This is a genomic window from Streptomyces sp. NPDC018263, from assembly GCF_055562575.1.
Genome location: NZ_JBVHFA010000002.1, coordinates 414,544 through 431,298, shown reverse-complemented (window position 1 = coordinate 431,298; position 16,755 = coordinate 414,544). Strand labels below are relative to the sequence as shown.

Below are 16,755 nucleotides of genomic sequence, written 5' to 3'. Positions count from 1 at the left end.
GCCCCCGCCCGCCCGATGTCGCGTCAGCCCGTGTACGCCTCCAGTTCGGAGAGCTGTGCCGCCGGCCAGCCGGTGTTGCCGGTGACGGTGACGCGGAGGTAGCGGGTCGCGGTCCCGGTGAGGGTGATGGTCGCCGTGTTGCCGCTCGACGGGTTGAAGGTGTATCCCGCCGACGGCTTCAGCGTGGTGAAGGTGGAGTTGTCCGTGCTGCCCAGGACGGACAGGGTCTGGGTGCGGGTGGCCCATGCCGTTGCCGGGGGCAGCTTGAGGACGACGCGCTTGACCGGCTTCGCCGCGCCGAGGTCGACGGTGACGGACTGCGGGAAGGCGTTGTTGGCGCTCTCCCAGTAGGTGTTGGCATCGCCGTCGACGGCCTTGGCGGCGGGGTAGACGTCGGTGTGGCTGGTCTCGGTGACCGGGCGCCCCTTGGCCAGGTTGAGGGTGGGGTCGTCGGTCGGGGGATCGGTGGGCGGGTCGGTCGGCGGGGTGGTGGGGCCGCCTCCGGGCACTCCTCCGTTGGTCCACTTCGGGTCCGGCCAGGTACCGGTGCAGGCGGGCGGGTCGGCGTACCAGCCGCTGTTGCCGGTGCCGCGGGTGATGACGAAGCCGGAGCCCACGCAGTTGTGGATGGGGTTGGACTGGCCGATGTGCGTGGCGGTGACGTTGGTGAACGAGGCGTTGCCGGGTGCCTGGATCTGGAGGGCGTAGGTGCCGGCGCCGTCGATCCTCACGTTCTCGAAGTGCAGCCCCTTCGTCGCGCCCTCGATGTTCATGATGGCGGCGTATGAGCTGTCGAGGATCTCGGTGTCGGTGATGTTCACCGTGGCGTCCAAGGGCTCGTTGAGCCCGCTGAACCAGACCGCGCCGACGCCGAACTGCCAGTTGTAGTCGTTGTTCCCGGCCCGGATCAGGGTATTGCGGGCCGCTGTCGTGGTACCGGAGACGGCCGTACCCTGACCGGAGTTGACACCGGGATACCGGTTGGCGACGTGCAGACCGCCGCCGTTGGTGATGGTGTCGGCCACCACGTTGTCGGAGATGGTGATGTCCTTGCCGCCATAGGTGACGATGTTGTTGGCGAGGATGGGCAGGACCACCGTGTTGTAGGTGAACTTGTTCTTGACGTTCGGAATGTTCTCCGCCCACATGGCGAGTCCGTCGTCACCCGTGTTGCGGACGAACGTGTTGGTCACCGTGGAGTTGGTGACACCCATGTGGAAGTTCACGCCGTCAGCGGTCTGATCCAGGATGCGGCTGTTCTTGATGGTGAAGTTGTCCATGGGGCCGTCCATCCAGGCCCCGCATTTGGTGTGCTGCATCCACACGTTGTCGACGGTGGAGTTGGACAGCGCGCCCCCGATGGCATTGACCTGGTCGTCGTCGACCCGCTCGCGGATGTCCCCGAGGATGGCGAAGTCCTTGAGCGTGACGTTCCTACTGCCGCCCTGGCTCGCGTACTTGCCGTACACGCCCACTGCCTTCGCCCGGTTCACCGGGTCGCGACCGGTGAGGACGCTGTACCAGGGGCCCGCGCCGGCCAGCGTCACCTGGTCGACGACTATGTGGTCCCGCACCTGGAAAGTGCCCTGGGGTATGTAGACCGCCCTGCTCTGCGCCTTGCCCGCGTCGACCGCCGCCTGGATCTTGGCGCTGGAGTCGGCCGCGCCGGTCGGGTCGGCGCCGAAGTCGCTCACCACGTCCAGGGCGCCGGACGGCTTGCCGACGGGCGCGCCCACCTGCTCGAAGTCGGCGAGGTCGATGGTGAACGTCGGTGAGGCGCTGGTGGACGACACCTCCAGGCGCACCTTGGTCCCGACCGGCAGGGTCGAGCCGAGCAGGGTGCGGGTCTCGTCGTAGAAGTGGTGCGGGTTGGAGTCGCCGGGGTTGTTGTTGAACGGATAACCCCCGTAGTACCAGCCGTACTTGGAGGTCACCGGGACGGACTTGAGCTGATTGCCGTCGATCTTCAGGTCGAGGCTGGCGTCGCGTCCGGTGCCAGCCGCGTTGTCGGGCAGCGAGTAGCGGAACGACATCGCGTTGGCGGGTGCGGTCAGGGTGAACTCGACGTACTCGCCCGGCGCGTCCAGGGTCACCGCCTGCCGGCCGGACGCCTCGGAGGGGAGGTGGCCGTAGAGGCGGTCCGGTCCGATGAGGGTGCCGTTGGTGGCGGCGTACTCGGCCTCCTGTTCCTTGAACGGGACGGTCGCGCCGCGCCCGGACACGCCGACCGGGGACGGCGCGGGCACGCCGGCCGCGTGGGCTTCGGGCGCGAGCGCCACGGCGACGAGCGCGCCGGCCGCGGCCAGCGCCATGGACACGGTCGCCGCCAGCGTCCGGCGCGGGGATCTGCCGTTGGGGGGTGCAGTCATGGGGTGCGTCCTCACGGCTCGTGGGGTGAGCGGACGCAAGAAAGTTAGGAGCGTGTGGAAATGAAGTCCATGAAGTCGCGCAAGATTGTTACAGGCGCACGCATATTATCGACTGCCAGGCCGGGATCAGACTCCGACGTGCCCGAGCACCCGGCGCATGGCCTCCCGTACGGCGGCACGCGCCTCGTCGGTGTGGTCCAGTGTTTCGAAGCCGTGCCGGCAGTGCGGGGCGGCGACGACCTCCACCTGGGCGCCGCATTCACCGGCGGCGCCCAGGAAGCGCTCCACCGTCGCGTCGAGCATCGGGTCCTCAAGACCTACGCGGGTGAGCACGACCGGCAGATCCCCCGCACCCCGCACCGCCGCCGCCGGGCGGAACCGGTCGCCGTCCGTGCCGTGACCCGGAAGCGGTTCCAGCAGTGGGTAGCTGGCCGCCAGGCACCGCAGCCACGGCGGCGGGGCGGCCAGCCACGGCGCCGCCAGCGGGCCGCCTCCGGAGCAGAACCACAGGGCCACCCGGTCGCCGTCGACCCGGGGGTGCGCCCGGACGAGGTCGACGGCTGCGGACACGTCCTCGGCGGCGCGTTCGAGGTCGCCCGGCGCGTGCAGCCGGTGGTCCAACGTGACCCCTACGCAGCCCAGTCGGGCGGTGAGACTCGCGTACCCGGTGAAGGCCGGCCAGTCTCGCGGCGTCGGCCGGACACCGGCGGGCAACGGACCGCCGTGCACGAACACCACGGCGGGGCGGGCCTCTTGGGCGTCGGGCAGGTACAGGTCGACGTGTTCCGTACGCTCCCGCGGCCGGTCCGGCACCTCCAGGACGAACGGCCGCAAATGGTCGGGGACATGGCCCGGCGGCATGGCGAGACTCTCCCCCTCACCCGCCGCAGCCTGCCGCAGGGCCTTCGCCAGCAGTTCCGGCTCGGACAGCATCGGCCAATGCCCGGTGGGCAGTTCGAGGAAGGTGTTGCCCGGCGCGGTGAGCGCACTCAGACGCGGGTCACCGAGGGACGCCGTCCAGCGGAGCCGGTCGATGGTCGAACCGTCCGCCGGGCACAGGATTCCGGTCCTCGGGATGCGGGCGGCCCTGTCGGAGAGCCGTAGCGGCTGGGTGAGGGTGGCGACGGGCTGCGGAAGGGCGCGCGCGGCGAGCTGGTCGAGCACGGCGGGGGTGAGCCCGTCGGTGCTGCCCAGCCGGTGCCATTCCGCGCGCGTCGGCGGCGGCACCTCACTCGCGCCGCTGTCCGGTCGAGGCAGGGCGGGCAGGACGTCGAGGGCGGTGTCACCGTCCCCCGGCAGCCCGGCCGCGGCCAGGTGGACGAGCCGGACCACCCGGTCCCGGCGCCGGTCGGCGGCGCCCAGCGCCGGGAGCAGTCCGTAGCCGTGTCCGACGAGCACCACGCCCTCCCCCGCCGCGTCGACCTGGCGGACCACCTCCGCGATGTGCGTCTCCAAGTCGGCCGAGGCGGAAGAGCCACCCCCGGAGAGCGTCGCGCAGAACACCCGCGCCCCCGCCCGCCGCAACGCCGCCGCCACCCGCTCCCACACCCAGTCCCCCGTGTGCGCCTCCGGCACCAGGACGAACGCGCCTGTGTCCCCTGTCATCCCCGTCTCCTCCCACTGGTAGCGGCGCGGACCTGTCGCCCGCCGCGCGCCGCTACCGTAGGAACTCCCCTTGGAGGAGGTTCAAGGCGTGACCGGCAGTACTTCGTGGAGCATCGGGGAACTCGCCGCGCGGGCGGGCGTCACCGTCAAGACCGTCCGCTTCTACTCCGACCAGGGACTGCTGCCCGAGACCGGACGCAGCTCCGGAGGCCACCGCCGCTACGGCCCGGAGGCGCTGGGACGGCTGCGCCTGATCCGCTCCCTGCGCACCCTCGACCTGCCGGTGCCGGACGTGGGCCGGGCGCTGGAGCGGGACGACGCGCTGGAGGAGATCGTCGCGGACCGCCTGCGCGAACTGCGGCCCCAACTCACCTCGCTGCGCTGGCGGGAGGCCGCGCTTCACCTCCTCACGGACTGCTCGCCCCAGGAGCGTGCCCGACGGCTGGACCTCATCGGCGCCATGGGCCTCCCACCCGACACCGACGTCCTCGCCCGGTTCTGGCGCCGCTGGCTCTTCCCGGCCCGGCTGCCGGCCCCCCTGCTGGCCGGGATCGTCGACACCGCCGTCCCCGCTCCGCCGCACGACCCCACCCCGGCGCAGGTACTCGCCTTCGGGCGGCTGCGCGCGATCGTCACGGCGCCCTGCCCGCCGGGCGTCGTGGACCGGCCGCCCGCGCCGCGGCGGTTCGACGACGGCTTCCGCCCCGCCGTCCTCTACTCCGGGCTCAGGGAGGCGTACGACCTGGCCGCCCCGGAGCTGCGGGCCGGGCGTGCTCCGGCCGGGGGTGAGGCCCTGGACCGGTTCGTCGCGGCCTGGGCGGAGGCCGGGGGCGCGCGTGACGGCGCGGCGTTCCGGTGGCGGCTGACGGACGTTCTCGCCGACGAACCCCGTCTCGACCACTACTGGGACGTCGTGTCCGAGCTGGCGACGCCGCCCGGCGCCCCGCCGGAGCCCACGCCGGGTGCGGCGGAGGCGTGGCTGCGCGAGGCGCTCATCAGCAGCGCCGGAGGCCCGGAGGAAAGGCGATCGTGCTCCTGTGAATGACCTCGGCGACGCGCACATGCGCACCTGGGCCCTGCGCTTCATGACCCTGCTCGCGGCCGACCCCGAGGATCAGCTCGCGTGGCTGGGTGAGCAGGCGGTGCAAGCGGGTGACGTGGTCGAGGAGGTGCTTTTGCTCTGCCGGGTCTGGGAGGGGCTGGTGGAGCGCGGGGCCGGCGAGCCCGGCACCCTGCCCGACGCGGGGGCCATCGTGCGGCGGCTCGGCGAGATCGAGGACGCGCCGCACACCGGGCTCTGGGCCGATGAGCTGGCCACGGAGCCGGTGTGGGGCGACGTGCGCGTGCTGGCCCGGCGGTTCCTCGTGACGGCGCTGGGCGACTGGCGCCGGCCGCTACCGCCCGCTGGGGCCTAGCGGGGACGACGGGGCCGTGCGGTTCACGTCGCACTCCTTCTCGGTCAGGGGGCGCCGGTCGCCGGCGCGGCGGGAGCAGAGGACGGTGCGGTCGTAGTGGGCGCCGCCGGTGTTGGCGACCCGGACCAGGGAGATGGCGTAGTTGTCGCGGGTGCCGGGTTCGAGGCCCTGGTCGTGGGCGTTGTCCTGGGTGACGGCGGTGAAGTCGATGCGGCCGGTGGCGAGGTTGTCGATGTTGGTGCGCAGGAGGCCGGACCACGCCTCCGCCCGGCCGCGCGGCTGTCCGTCGCCGGTCGCGGCGCGGTAGAGCACCTCGGTGGCGTCGTGCATGAGCATCGTCTGGCCGTCGCTGAGCGCGCTGTCGGTCTGCGGGGTCGCCGCGCTCAGGCCGAGGATCTTCTCCTGCTCGGGGCCGAGTTTGCGCAGGTTGTTGACGAAGATGGTGCCCTGGTTCTTGGTGCCGGGGGCGGTGAGGACCAGGTGGTAGAGGGTGACGTTGGCGGCGACGCTGCTGCGCTCGGAGTCGAACCCGGCCTGGGAGAGGTCGTCCCCGGCGAGGACGGCGATCTGCTTGCCGTTGCAGCCGGGCTCGGAGGTGATGCCGTCCATCAGGGCGTTGACGTCCTCGGTGCGGCCCGCGAAGTAGACGACGCGGGGCACCTCGCCCTCCTGGCAGATCTGGCTGACCTGGCGGCCGAGGACCGGGCGGCCGTTGCTCAGTCCGTACCGTTCCAGCCGGTCGACCCGGTAGCCCACGTCGGTGAGCATGCGGGCGCCGTGGTCCATCTGCTCGCGGGTGTAGCGGTCCCGGGTGACGGGGTTGCGGCCGAGGACGACGGCCCGGCCGGCGGTGCCGTACCCGTGGGAGCCGGGGGCGCGCAACTGGTCAGCCAGCAGCCTGAGTTGTCTCACCTGCCACTGGTCCGTGGCGGCGAGGTTGAAGAAGTTGGGCTTGTCGAGCAGCCAGGTGCCGGAGTTGGTGCCGGAGACGACCGGGAGTTCGGCCTCCCGCAGGGTCTCCAGCACCTGGTCGGTGTCGGTCATGTCGCGCCCGATGCCGACCACGCCGACGATCGTACGGTCGCGTCGCGCCACCTCCACGATCCGCTCAGCCATCGTGGCCTGACCGGCCATGTCCGTACCGCCGTTGGCCACCAGCAGGCGCAGCTTCACCGGCTGGGAGGCGTTGTTGGCGTGCTGGGCGATGTAGGCACCGCGCAACTCCTCGAACCCCTTGACCAGTTGGTCGTCGTTCTTGCCGTCCGGGTCGGGTCCGCTGAGTGGACCCGCGTAGACCAGCGTGACGTAACCGCTGTCGCCGATCGACGCGTTCTCCTCGCGGATCAGCTCCTGGAGCTGCCGTGCGACCGGGAAGGTCACCCCGCCGGTCGCCACGCCGACGCACTCGCCGCCGCCCTTGCCGTCCGGTGCCTCGACGCGGCGGGTGTCCTGGTTGGCGCCGCGCAGGTCGCTGGAGCAGTACCGGCTGCTCAGCCGGTGGTCGCGGACGCCGAGCCCGAGCCCGGTGGCGGCGAGGACGAGGGCCAGCGCGGGGAGGGACCACAGCCAGGTCCAGCGGGGGCGGCCGGTGGCCGGCCGGGAGCGGTGCGGGGAGCCGACGCCGAGGTCGGGGTGGAGCAGCAGCCCCTCGGGCAGGGGCACCCGCAGCACCCATGGCAGGGTGCGCCCCTCCAGGCTGGGCGACTGGCTGACCCGGCGGGCGCGGTTCCAGCTCGCGTACCAGGCGGGCAGGTCGGCGCCCGGCCCGTACAGGTGGGTTCCGGCCGGTTCGGCCGCGTAGCTGCGTTCCAGCAGGCCGATGTCCTCGTGCCGTACGGCGGCGATGACGAGCAGCGGGTCGAGTTCGCTGCGGATGCTGCGGATGTCGCTGATGGCGCGCAGGAGTTCGATCAGGCCGTTGTCGGCGGTGGCGTCCGGCAGGACGAGCACCGGCGGGGTGGGGCGCTTGCGTCCGCGCAGGTCCAGTGACCAGGCGCGGTGTGCGTCGCGCAGGTCCTCGCGCAGGGCGTGCACCCGCAACTGGAGGTGGCGGCGCTGGGCGTCCTCGTCGCCGCTGCCGGTGCGGTGCTCGTCGAGGAGGGCGCCGTCCTGGATGTCCCGCGCCACGGCGGCGACCCGCTGGCGCACCGCGCCCGGCGGCCACAGCCGCAGCAGGCGCCAGGTGAGGCCCTCGCCCCGGTCGGCGCGCGGGCCCTGGTTGAGGTAGGTGGTGCTGAGGAACCAGCGGACCTCGCGGCGCAGCCCGAGGAACACCGGCGCGCGTCCCGGCAGGATGCTCAGCGCCAGCAGCGCGGCCATCACCACGGCGAGGAAGAGCAGCGTCACGTACCAGGGCTTGTCGGTGATGAGCACCGCGACGACCGCGATGAGCAGGGCGGGGACGGTCCGGGAGGCGTCGGTGGCGGCGTCGCGCAGCCTGGCCGTCCACTGGATGCCGCCGGGCCGCCAGCCGGTGCGGTTCAGCCCGTGCAGCAGTTCGTCCGGCTCGGCGTCGGGTCCGGCGTCCCGCACGACGTTCTCTATGGCGAGGAGCAGCTCGCTGCGCGGGAAGGTGTACTGGCCGTACTGGCGGCCGCCACCGCGCCAGGCGTGCGGATCGACGTACGGTTCGCTCCCGGAGCGGGCGCGCTTGCCGCCGAGCGCCTGGACGACCCGCAGGGCGCGCACCATGGGGCTGCCACCGTCGGTGGGGTCGACGAGCGCGGACTGCCGGACGGCGGCGAACGGCACGCCCCGCGACCGGAGTTCCTGCCGCAGCTCGGCGAGGCTGCCGCGTACGGCCTCGTCGCCCTCGGGTGATCCGCCGTCCGCGTACAGCACGAATTCCGGCAGGGCCATGGGGCTGCGGCGCCGGAACGCCTGGAAGATCGCGTCCAGCATCTCGATGAGACGCGGCGTGGTCGCGTAGTGCCGTCGGCTGTCTGCGTTGCCCAGGCGGGTCACCAACTCGTGCTCCTCGGGGTCGACTTCGTACTCCTTCCGGACAAGGAGTGGTGTGAAGTCTGCCCAGCCGGTGCGCCCTGCGAGGGAGAGTGGCACAAATGTGACCAGCCTGAGCCGCCCGGCCGGTCGGGTGCCGTGGGAAGTCAGGTGACGGGGGCCGGGCAGCCCGCCGTCGGCCCCTCTCCCCCGCCCGGCGTCACTCCATTGCCCTACACCGCGTGCGCCCCTCAGGGCCGCCCCGGAACGTGGTGCAGGTGTCGTCGAGCCCGTCAGGGAGAGTCATGATCATCAAGTTCCTGTACGACAAGGGTCTGCGCAGCGAGCACGCCAACACCGTCGCCTGCGCGGCCATCGGCCTGTCCATCGCGTCCTGGTTCACCTCGCGCAAGGTGGAGGGACAGGGTCTGGACCGGGCCGACCGGTGGGGGATATTCGTCGCCACCTGGCCCGCGACCTGGTTCGGTCTCGGCCAGGCGCTGAGCCAGTACGAGCGGACCGTCATCTCCTTCGGCCGCTGACCACGCGGGCAAGGCGGCAACACCGGCCACGCCGGTACCGGCACCAGTCAAGGAGGAACCGCATGTCGCACGTGGAAGAGTCCATCGAGGTCAACGTCCCCGTACGGGACGCCTACAACCAGTGGACCCAGTTCGAGGACTTCCCCCAGTTCATGGACGGCGTCGAGCGCATCGAGCAGCGCACCGAGTCCCTCCTGCACTGGAAGACGAAGATCGCCGGGGTCGAGCGCGAGTTCGACGCGGAGATCGTGGAGCAGATCCCCGACGAGCGGGTCGCCTGGGCCAGCATCGGCGGAGAGGCCCGCCAGGCCGGTGTGGTCACGTTCCACCGCCTGGACGACGGCACCACCAAGGTCATGCTCCAGCTCGACTACGACCCGGAGGGGCTGGCCGAGAAGGTCGGGGACAAGCTGGGCTTCGTCAAGCGCCAGGCCACCGGCGACCTGAAGCGGTTCAAGTCCTTCATCGAGGAGCGGGGCGGCACCGCGACCGGCGAGTGGCGCGGCGAGGTCTGAGCGGAACTCCGGCGGTGAGGGGCGGGCTCGCGTGAGCCCGCCCCTCACCGCGAAAAGAGCCTCATCGCGAAAAGAGTGGACGCGGTCATGATCGGCCGGGTAGCTTGCACCGACCGTGACACCGCCCGAGGAGGTGAGACCCATGAACGCTGTATCGACGTGGGTGCTCCCTTTTTCGCGTCACGGCCGGCGACTGACATAGGTGTCGTCGGGAGCGCCCCCACCCAGGCACTCCCGAAAGGCACCAGCCATGAACTCTCTGCGCTTCACCGCCGAATCGTCCTCGGACGGCATCCTCGAACGTGACTTCACCGTGGGCGACGTCCCCGGCGTCCTCTGGTCCCCCGCCGCCACCGGTCCCGCACCCCTGGTCCTGATGGGCCACGGCGGCGGCACGGCCAAGCGGCACCGCGCGATGGCGGGCCGCGCCCGCCTTCTCGTGACCGGGTGCGGCTTCCACGCCGCCGTCCTCGACGCGCCCGGCCATGGCGACCGGCCGCGTTCCGCCCAGGACGAGCAGGACATCGCCGCGCTGCGCCAGGCCCAGGCGGCGGGCGCACCGGAGGCGCCGGTCGTCGTCCCGTACAACGTCCGGCTGGCCGAGCAGGCGGTGCCCGAGTACCTGGCGGCGCTCGACGCCCTCCAGGAACTCCCGGAGATCGGCACCGGTGGGCCGGTGGGCTACGTCGGCTTCGGCCTGGGGATGGCGATCGGGATGCCGCTGGTGGCGGCCGAGCCCCGGATCACGGCCGCGGTCTTCGGCATGACCTGGCCGGACGCGCTGTTCGAGGCGGCGAAGCGGATTACCGTCCCGGTGGAGTTCGTCATGCACTGGGACAGCGGGCGCATTCCGCGCGAGGCGAGCCTCGCTCTGTTCGACGCCCTCGGCTCGGCGGAGAAGTCGCTGCACGCCGACGCGGGTGAGCACGTCGCCTGGCACCTGGTGGAGGCCGACAGCGCCACCCGCTTCTTCGCCCGGCACCTCTCGCCGGCCTGACCGTGCACGGCGGCGCCCGGCGCACTCACCGGGCGCCGTCGCGGCGGTCGTGCCTACCGGTGCGAACTCGACAGGTTCTCCTTGACCTTGGCGATGGCGAACCCCCAGCCCTGCTGGACGGTCGCCTTTCCGGGTACGGCGATCTCGTCGGGGTTGGTGAGCACGTCCAGCAGGACGGGACCCGGCTCGGCGAACGCGCGCTTCACCGCGTCGGTCAGGTCCTCGGGCCGGGTGACCCGGATGCCGGTGATGCCGAGGGCCTGGGCGACGGCGGCGAAGTCCGGGTTGTCGAGGACCGTGCCGAACTCCGGCAGCCCGGCCTGTTCCTGCTCCAGTTTGACCATGCCGAGGCGCTGGTTGTCGAAGACGACGAGCTTGACCGGCAGTTGCTCGGTGCGGATGGTCATCAGGTCGCCCAGCAGCATGGACAGCCCGCCGTCGCCGCAGAAGGCGACCACCTGCCGGTCCTTGTCGAGCATCTGCGCGCCGATCGCCTGCGGCATGGCGTTGGCCATCGAGCCGAGGTTGTAGGAGCCGAGCAGCCGTCGGTCGCCGCGCATCTCCACGAACCGGGAGAGCCACACCGTGGCCATGCCGGTGTCGGAGGTGAAGATCGCGTCCTCGTCCGCGACGGCGTCCACCGCGGCGGCCAGCGCCTCGGGCCGCACTAGGTGCGAGCGGTTGTCGAACTTGGAGCGGACCTTGCCGAGCAGCCCCCGGTCGTGGCCGGGTGAGGCGAGGTCGCGCTGCCCGTCCTGCCACTTGGTGAACTTCTCGCGCGCCGAGTCGAGATGGTCCCGGTCCGTGCGCTGCCGGACGCGCTCCAGCAGCCCGCGCACGGTCGGGCCGACGTCCGCCGCGAGTCCGACGTCCACCGGCACCCGGCGCCCGATGTGCTCCGCGACCCGGTCGATCTGGATCACCTTCTTCCCCTCCGGATACCAGTCGCGGTACGGGAAGTCGGTGCCGAGCAGCACCAGGGTGTCGGCGTGGTCCATCGCGTGGGCGGCGGCCGGGTTGCCGATGAGGCCGGTCTGACCGACCTGGTAGGGGTTGTCGCCCTCGAAGCCCTCCTTGGCCTTGAGAGTGATCACCATCGGGGCGGCCAGCCGCTCGGCCAGGGCGAGGACCTCCTCGCGGCAGCCGCGCGCACCCCGGCCGACGAGCAGGGTGACCTTGCCGCCGTCGTCGATCACGGAGGCGGCCTCGTCCAGCGCGGGGTCGTCCGGCCGGTTGGCGGAGCCGGTGAGCGACAGCCGGACCGGCCGGTCGTCGGGCAGCTCCAGGTCGCCGATGTCGCCGGGCACGGTGAGCACGGCGACCCCGCGCCGGCCGACGGCGGTGCGTACGGCGACCTCCAGCAGCGCGGGCAACTGCGCGGGCGAGGTGACGGTGGCGCGGAAGACGGCGACGTCCTTGAACAGCAGGTCGTTGTCGACCTCCTGGAAGTAGTCGGTGCCGATCTCCGCCTGCGGGACCTGGCCCGCGATGGCCAGGACCGGCGTACCGCTCTTCGCGGCGTCGTACAGGCCGTTCAGCAGGTGGACCGAGCCGGGACCGACCGTGCCCATGCAGACCCCGAGCGTGTCGGTGAGCTGGGACTGGGCACCGGCGGCGAAGGCCGCGGCCTCCTCGTGGCGGCAGCCCACCCAGGACACGGCCTCGGAGGTGCGGATGGCGTCGGTGAACGGGTTGAGCGCGTCGCCGACGACGCCGAACACCTGGCGTACGCCGAGTTCCTCCAGCGTGTCGACGACAAGACGGGCGACGGTACGGGCCATGAGGTGCGTCCTCTCCGCGGGCCCTCACGGCCCGCTGGTGTCGTACGGCGGACGATGTGCCGCCGTACAGGTACGGGTGCCTGCGGATCAGCCGGCGAAACGGGCGGGGTCGGCGGCATTCCAGTCGGCCGCCCAGGCGGCCGGGGGCCGGCCAGTCGTAGAGCGCGGCGTAGGAGCGGAAGTCGCCGGTGGGGGTGTCGCGGCGGCGCAGCATCTCCGGGCGCAGGTCGCCGGGGTCGGTGACGCCCATCGCGGCCATGATCTGCTGGGCGCTGCGGACGGTCGCCTCCTGGTAGCGGCGGACCCGGTCGGACTTGTCGGGGACGTCGAGGGCCCGGGCGCGGCGCGGGTCCTGGGTGGTGACGCCGGTGGGGCAGCGGTTGGTGTGGCAGCGCTGGGCCTGGATGCAGCCGCCGGCGAACATCCCCGCCGGGGCGCAGATGGTGGTCGGAGAGGCCGCCCTCGCCGGTGTCCTGGGCGAAACCGCCTCGCGCCGCACCGGTGTTGAGGGCGAGGACCGCGTCGCGGAGACATTGAGCAGCGCCATGTCGTACGGCTGGGCGTAGTCGGGGCCGCCGATGCGGACTCTGGGCGGGGTGTCGGGGGTGTCCACGGGGGCCGTCGACTGATGGGGCTGTCATGCAGTGGCCGGGTAAGGAACGCACATGAGTCCGGCATGGCCGGGCCGGGCAGCCTCACGACTGCCCGGCACGGCGGCTTCAGCGTCTGCGGCCGCGGGTGCTCCAGCCGGCGCCTATGCCCGCGACGTGCAGCGCCAGCAGGGCGAGGCCGATCAGCATGACGTTGGTCGAGCTGAAGGTGTCGTTGGTGGAGATGTCCGCCGCGTTGATCAGGAAGGCGATGAAGAACAGGACCGCCGAGATGATGGCCAGCACGATGTGCTCCCCTTCGGATGAGTGAGGTCTTCCGGAACACAGACCTGATGCCCGTGAAGGGGTGTGCCAGTCACCCCGGCTGCACCGTAGGAGCCAACCTTGTCGAAAGGCTGTGGCGGGCCCCGGCTCGGCGGGCAGGAGACGAGGTACGTGTTCCCGAGTGGAGGGTGTGACGAGATGAGCGACCAGAGCGAGAGCCCGGTGGACGTCGTTCGGGCGCTGTACGCGGCGCTCGGCGAGGGTGACATCAAGGGCGTCCTGGCCAGGGTGGCCCCCGATGTGATCATCGACGAACCGAACCGGCTTCCCTACGGCGGGGTGCACCGGGGCCGCGAGGCGTTCGCGGAAGCGGTCCTGGGCGGGATCACGGCCCACGCGGACTACACCATCACCGGCACGGACGTCTTCGAGGGCCCGGCCGGGATCGTCGCCCGCATCACCGGCACCCTGAGGGCCCGCTCGTCCGGCGAGGAGTACGCGCTGACCCTGGTCGAGATCCATCGCGTCGAGGACGGTCTGGTCCAGGAGATCGACGTCTACACGAAGAACCCCGAGGGCGTGGCGGAGTTCTTCGTCCACGCGGAGTCCGGGGCGGCCGGTCACTCCGGATAGTCGGCGTCGAGCCGGGCCAGCCCCTCCTCCCAGCGCCGCCGCCTCTCCTCCCCCGACTCCTCCCACCAGGGCGTCCCCCGCTCCCCCAACGCCACCTTGGCCCCCTGCACCCGCCCCCGCGCGACCCGCTCCGCCGCACCGTCCTCGGCGTCCCGCACCCCGCGCCGCCCCGCCATCAGATGCCGCCGCAACCGAGCGGCGACCTCCTCGGGCACATCCGGGTCCGTCGCCCGCCACCGCCGGCCGTTGATGACGACGAAGTGCCCGTCGGGCGTTCTCTCGGGCGGGGGCTTGGCGGCCATGCCGTCGATTGTCCCGGCTCGGGGAGACGGGGCGAGCGCGGAACGGCCGGCCGGGTGGGCGTGGTCACAGGGGCGTCAGGCTCGTCCTCATCCCCGAGTACGCGGCCGTCGTCCTCCTCATCGGCGCCTTCCGGGGCCGGCCGGCCTTCGAGTCACCCTCGCGCCGCACTGACAGTGGTGGGCGGGGTGCCGTGGGCGCTGTGAGCCGCCATCGGCGCGCGCGAGGGGAGGGCGCCGGCTGAGTCGTACGCGTTCCGCGCGTCCTCTCCGGCCTCCGGTAACCGTGCGTTCGAGATCACCCGCCAACTCATGGTCGGCGGCATAGAGTTCCTCCGGGCAGTGAAGGATTCGCCTGCGGGCTGCTCCAAGGAAGAGGTCGAAGTGATGCTGCTCCCCGACCGGCGCGCCGTGCGGGCACACATGCCGTACGCCCTCCGTATCGTCGCGGGGCGACTCGGCAGGCTGTCGGCGCTGCACGGAACCTTGCTCCTCCTGGGTGTCGTGGGTCTCATCATCAGCCTGGTCGGCCTCGATGCCGGCTCGATGCTCGCGCTCACCCTGGGGCTGGCCGGCATTGTGCTGTCCGTCATCGGCCTAGTCGCGCAGGTCATCGAGGACTGGGTCCGGGTGTCACGGATCTACTTCGACGCCCGCGCCAAGCCCTTCGACGCCTCGTACTCCGCGCCCTACGACGGCTGGAGCCGCGTTCACTTCAATGGGCACTCCTCCGTGCACAGCGAGGAACTGGACGCCCGGCTGCGCGACGACCCTGTCATCCCCCTGGAGATCGAACAGACCCCGTGGAGCGTTCCCCCCGAGTACGAGGAGGCACGCCAACTGGTCCGGGTACGGCTCGACTTCGATGACGCCAAGATCCGCCTTCACGACGATCTCGTCCCGGAAGCGGATGTGGCGCGCGTACAGCGAACCCGGTACTCCGCTCACACGGTCACGAACCTCCTCGGTGAGAAGGTGCTGCGTGAGCGGCAGCGTCACCGGGAGCTGGTGCACGGCGATGCCGTACTTCTGCGGAACGGCCTGATCCCACGGCTCCGTTACAGCAGGTGCTCCAACCATCTCGGGGTCGACGTCGTGGCCGTGTCCTCCAGCGGCAGGGTCGTGCTGACCTTGCAGGGGGAGAAGAACACGACCAATCAGGGAAAGCTCGCGCCGTCAGGCAGCGGCTCCATGGACTGGGCCGATCTCCAGGACGGCCCCGACCTGCTCGGCCTGGTCAAGAGCGCCATGCTGCGCGAGATGTCGGAGGAACTGGGGCTGCGCCGCAACGAGCAGGTCCGTCCAAGCGATGTCCGTGTTCTGCGGTACGTCCGCGTCACCAACTGGGGAGGCAAGCCGCAGTTCTGCGGCGTGGCCCGGCTCGGTGACGTGCGCGAGCAGGTCAGAGGCATAGAGCACCGCTATCACCGCGACCACTTCAGCATCGAGTTCGACCCGGACGGTGATGCGCGGCACTTCGTCACCACGGTCCGCGACTACGTCCAGGACAACGCCGCCCGCGTCTCGTTCCCGCTGTACGAGAACCTGGACGTGCTCTGTTCCTGGATCGAGCGGGACCCGCAGGCGTGGGCCTGGCTCATGAACAGGAACTGACGAAGCCCCGGTACGCGCAGACACGCAAAGGGCGGGAGACGCGGTCTGCGTCTCCCGCCCTCGGGGTTTTCTTACCGCTCGCGGGCGGTCAGCGTTCCGGGGTGGCCTCGGTGCCGCTCGGGCCCTCGCTGCCGTAGGAGCGGCGGACCGCGTCGGCGGCCTTGTCGGTCTGGGTGTCGTACTTGTTGCCCGTACGCTCGTCGATCAGCCGTTCGGCACGCTCCACGCCCTTGTCGGCCTGGTCAGGGTGGCCCTTGGCCAGGTCCTTGGCCTTGTTCGCCAGATCCCCGAACTTGCTCATGGGAAGCCTCCTGCGGTTGGTGCGTACGTCGTTCCCGGCTACGCCTACCCGTCGATTCCCCCCTGAATCAGGGCGCTTTGAACAGGGTGGGGAAGCGGGGCGCGAGCCACGGCTTGCTGCCCCACGCGAGTACGCCGGCGCGCGCCATGGCCTGCCAGGGGCCCACGCGGCCCAGCGCGATGAGGAGGAAGGTGACCGGCGCGGTGAGGATGGTGCACTCCGAGCGCTCCGGCGGGCCGGGGAGGACCTCCACGACCCCGTCGGTGAAGGTGACCCCGAAGGTCTCGCCGCCCCGGACCCGCAGGGTGTAACGGGCCGTCAGTCCGGCCGGGGCGACCGCCACCCGCGGCATCGCCGTCTTCAGGAACGGCAGGCACAGCCCCACCCGCGTACGGTCGATCATGTGCGCCCGGCCCACCCCGCGCGCGAGATCCCAGCCGTGGCCCAGCATGTGGGTCAGGAGATACGAGGCGAGCACGTCCTTGGTCATCGGACCCAGCGGGGTCACGAGCGTGCGGGCCGGGTCGGTTCCCTCCGCCGCCGCCAGGAACGCCTCCGCCTGCTCCACGATCAGCGCGGCCAGCGGTTCCGCCCCGCGCTCCGGGAACTCGGTGAGACTACGCGCGTTGGCCGCCGCGAGGCTCTGCGGTGTGCCGTCGCCGTACGGGCGGTCCTGACCGGCCGCGAGGTCGGCCATCAGGCCGTTGGCCAGGGCCAGATGGGCGGCGGTCTCCCCTACGGTCCACTCCAGCCCCGGTACGGGGGCGGCCGGGTCCGCGCCGTCCAGCAGCGCGGCGATCGCACCGGCCGTCTCGCGTATCGCCCCGCCCAGTCCCTCCGGCAGGGAGTCCCCGTCGCTCGTCTCCACG

At 71.7% G+C, this 16,755-nt stretch carries 16 protein-coding genes and 1 pseudogene; 8 read left to right on the top strand and 9 right to left on the bottom strand.

Features of this window, described 5'->3' with window-relative positions; translation table 11 throughout:
- Positions 1-23 precede the first annotated feature (23 nt).
- Together ACZ3HQ_RS06845 and ACZ3HQ_RS06840 are read right to left on the bottom strand one after the other, a co-directional pair.
- Positions 24-2,369: a discoidin domain-containing protein gene (locus tag ACZ3HQ_RS06845; protein WP_467508639.1), complete on the bottom strand. Its 2,346-nt coding sequence runs from the start codon at positions 2,367-2,369 to the stop codon at positions 24-26.
- A gap of 126 nt (positions 2,370-2,495) precedes the next feature.
- Entirely contained in the window at positions 2,496-3,974 is a 1,479-nt protein-coding gene (locus tag ACZ3HQ_RS06840; RefSeq protein WP_467508638.1) for an alpha/beta hydrolase, read from the bottom strand.
- Between the two features lie 88 nt (positions 3,975-4,062).
- On the opposite strand from ACZ3HQ_RS06840, the gene ACZ3HQ_RS06835 reads away from it, so the two are divergent.
- Together ACZ3HQ_RS06835 and ACZ3HQ_RS06830 are read left to right on the top strand one after the other, a co-directional pair.
- Complete coding sequence (locus ACZ3HQ_RS06835; RefSeq protein WP_467508637.1) at positions 4,063-5,019, top strand: helix-turn-helix domain-containing protein; 957 nt, start codon at positions 4,063-4,065, stop codon at positions 5,017-5,019.
- Positions 5,012-5,389, top strand: a complete 378-nt coding sequence (locus tag ACZ3HQ_RS06830; protein ID WP_467508636.1) for a hypothetical protein — start codon at positions 5,012-5,014, stop codon at positions 5,387-5,389. Before ACZ3HQ_RS06835 ends, ACZ3HQ_RS06830 begins: the two co-directional genes overlap by 8 nt.
- Here ACZ3HQ_RS06830 and ACZ3HQ_RS06825 read toward each other — a convergent pair.
- Positions 5,369-8,356 carry an ABC transporter substrate-binding protein gene (locus ACZ3HQ_RS06825; RefSeq protein ID WP_467508635.1) on the bottom strand — a complete coding sequence of 996 codons (2,988 nt, stop codon included), beginning with the start codon at positions 8,354-8,356 and terminating at the stop codon, positions 5,369-5,371. The two genes, ACZ3HQ_RS06830 and ACZ3HQ_RS06825, sit on opposite strands and share 21 nt — an antisense overlap.
- A gap of 278 nt (positions 8,357-8,634) precedes the next feature.
- Here ACZ3HQ_RS06825 and ACZ3HQ_RS06820 point away from each other — a divergent pair, with 278 nt between their 5' ends.
- From ACZ3HQ_RS06820 to ACZ3HQ_RS06810, 3 genes are all read left to right on the top strand, one after another.
- Positions 8,635-8,871 carry a hypothetical protein gene (locus ACZ3HQ_RS06820; RefSeq protein WP_467508634.1) on the top strand — a complete coding sequence of 79 codons (237 nt, stop codon included), beginning with the start codon at positions 8,635-8,637 and terminating at the stop codon, positions 8,869-8,871.
- Between the two features lie 62 nt (positions 8,872-8,933).
- Positions 8,934-9,386: an SRPBCC family protein gene (locus tag ACZ3HQ_RS06815; RefSeq protein WP_030805407.1), complete on the top strand. Its 453-nt coding sequence runs from the start codon at positions 8,934-8,936 to the stop codon at positions 9,384-9,386.
- 250 nt (positions 9,387-9,636) lie between these two features.
- Positions 9,637-10,383, top strand: coding sequence for a dienelactone hydrolase family protein (locus tag ACZ3HQ_RS06810; protein ID WP_467508633.1), 747 nt, complete (start codon positions 9,637-9,639; stop codon positions 10,381-10,383).
- Between the two features lie 53 nt (positions 10,384-10,436).
- On the opposite strand, the gene ACZ3HQ_RS06805 is transcribed toward ACZ3HQ_RS06810, so the two are convergent.
- Together ACZ3HQ_RS06805 and ACZ3HQ_RS06800 are read right to left on the bottom strand one after the other, a co-directional pair.
- Complete coding sequence (locus ACZ3HQ_RS06805) at positions 10,437-12,164, bottom strand: thiamine pyrophosphate-dependent enzyme (protein WP_467508632.1); 1,728 nt, start codon at positions 12,162-12,164, stop codon at positions 10,437-10,439.
- Between the two features lie 87 nt (positions 12,165-12,251).
- A pseudogene (locus ACZ3HQ_RS06800) lies at positions 12,252-12,600 on the bottom strand (glutamate synthase-related protein); the annotation flags it as partial.
- On the opposite strand from ACZ3HQ_RS06800, the gene ACZ3HQ_RS06795 reads away from it, so the two are divergent.
- Positions 12,533-12,730, top strand: coding sequence for a hypothetical protein (locus ACZ3HQ_RS06795; RefSeq protein WP_467509073.1), 198 nt, complete (start codon positions 12,533-12,535; stop codon positions 12,728-12,730). The pseudogene ACZ3HQ_RS06800 and the gene ACZ3HQ_RS06795 overlap by 68 nt on opposite strands.
- A 153-nt stretch (positions 12,731-12,883) precedes the next feature.
- Here the strand turns inward: ACZ3HQ_RS06795 and ACZ3HQ_RS06790 are convergent, their stop codons facing one another.
- Positions 12,884-13,060: a hypothetical protein gene (locus ACZ3HQ_RS06790; protein ID WP_086691612.1), complete on the bottom strand. Its 177-nt coding sequence runs from the start codon at positions 13,058-13,060 to the stop codon at positions 12,884-12,886.
- Between the two features lie 177 nt (positions 13,061-13,237).
- Between ACZ3HQ_RS06790 and ACZ3HQ_RS06785 the strand changes: the two genes are divergently transcribed.
- On the top strand, positions 13,238-13,672 hold the full coding sequence (locus tag ACZ3HQ_RS06785; RefSeq protein WP_467508631.1) for a nuclear transport factor 2 family protein: 435 nt from the start codon (positions 13,238-13,240) through the stop codon (positions 13,670-13,672).
- On the opposite strand, the gene ACZ3HQ_RS06780 is transcribed toward ACZ3HQ_RS06785, so the two are convergent.
- On the bottom strand, positions 13,660-13,974 hold the full coding sequence (locus ACZ3HQ_RS06780; protein ID WP_467508630.1) for a hypothetical protein: 315 nt from the start codon (positions 13,972-13,974) through the stop codon (positions 13,660-13,662). The two genes, ACZ3HQ_RS06785 and ACZ3HQ_RS06780, sit on opposite strands and share 13 nt — an antisense overlap.
- Before the next feature lie 339 nt (positions 13,975-14,313).
- Here ACZ3HQ_RS06780 and ACZ3HQ_RS06775 point away from each other — a divergent pair, with 339 nt between their 5' ends.
- Positions 14,314-15,585 carry a hypothetical protein gene (locus ACZ3HQ_RS06775; protein WP_467508629.1) on the top strand — a complete coding sequence of 424 codons (1,272 nt, stop codon included), beginning with the start codon at positions 14,314-14,316 and terminating at the stop codon, positions 15,583-15,585.
- A gap of 88 nt (positions 15,586-15,673) precedes the next feature.
- Here the strand turns inward: ACZ3HQ_RS06775 and ACZ3HQ_RS06770 are convergent, their stop codons facing one another.
- Entirely contained in the window at positions 15,674-15,886 is a 213-nt protein-coding gene (locus ACZ3HQ_RS06770) for an antitoxin (protein WP_467508628.1), read from the bottom strand.
- Positions 15,887-15,953: 67 nt separating this feature from the next.
- The gene (locus ACZ3HQ_RS06765) at positions 15,954-16,754 is read right to left on the bottom strand and encodes a maleylpyruvate isomerase family mycothiol-dependent enzyme (protein WP_467508627.1); all 801 of its coding nucleotides are present in this window, start codon (positions 16,752-16,754) and stop codon (positions 15,954-15,956) included.
- Between the last annotated feature and the right edge of the window lies 1 nt (position 16,755).

Excerpts from the sequence above, each read along its gene's own strand:
- ACZ3HQ_RS06845 (WP_467508639.1), bottom strand. The coding sequence starts at position 2,369 with ATGACTGCACCCCCCAACGGCAGATCCCCGCGCCGGACGCTGGCGGCG.
- ACZ3HQ_RS06840 (WP_467508638.1), bottom strand. The coding sequence starts at position 3,974 with ATGACAGGGGACACAGGCGCGTTCGTCCTGGTGCCGGAGGCGCACACG.
- ACZ3HQ_RS06820 (WP_467508634.1), top strand. The coding sequence starts at position 8,635 with ATGATCATCAAGTTCCTGTACGACAAGGGTCTGCGCAGCGAGCACGCC.
- ACZ3HQ_RS06815 (WP_030805407.1), top strand. The coding sequence starts at position 8,934 with ATGTCGCACGTGGAAGAGTCCATCGAGGTCAACGTCCCCGTACGGGAC.
- ACZ3HQ_RS06810 (WP_467508633.1), top strand. The coding sequence starts at position 9,637 with ATGAACTCTCTGCGCTTCACCGCCGAATCGTCCTCGGACGGCATCCTC.
- ACZ3HQ_RS06805 (WP_467508632.1), bottom strand. The coding sequence starts at position 12,164 with ATGGCCCGTACCGTCGCCCGTCTTGTCGTCGACACGCTGGAGGAACTC.
- ACZ3HQ_RS06785 (WP_467508631.1), top strand. The coding sequence starts at position 13,238 with ATGAGCGACCAGAGCGAGAGCCCGGTGGACGTCGTTCGGGCGCTGTAC.
- ACZ3HQ_RS06780 (WP_467508630.1), bottom strand. The coding sequence starts at position 13,974 with ATGGCCGCCAAGCCCCCGCCCGAGAGAACGCCCGACGGGCACTTCGTC.
- ACZ3HQ_RS06770 (WP_467508628.1), bottom strand. The coding sequence starts at position 15,886 with ATGAGCAAGTTCGGGGATCTGGCGAACAAGGCCAAGGACCTGGCCAAG.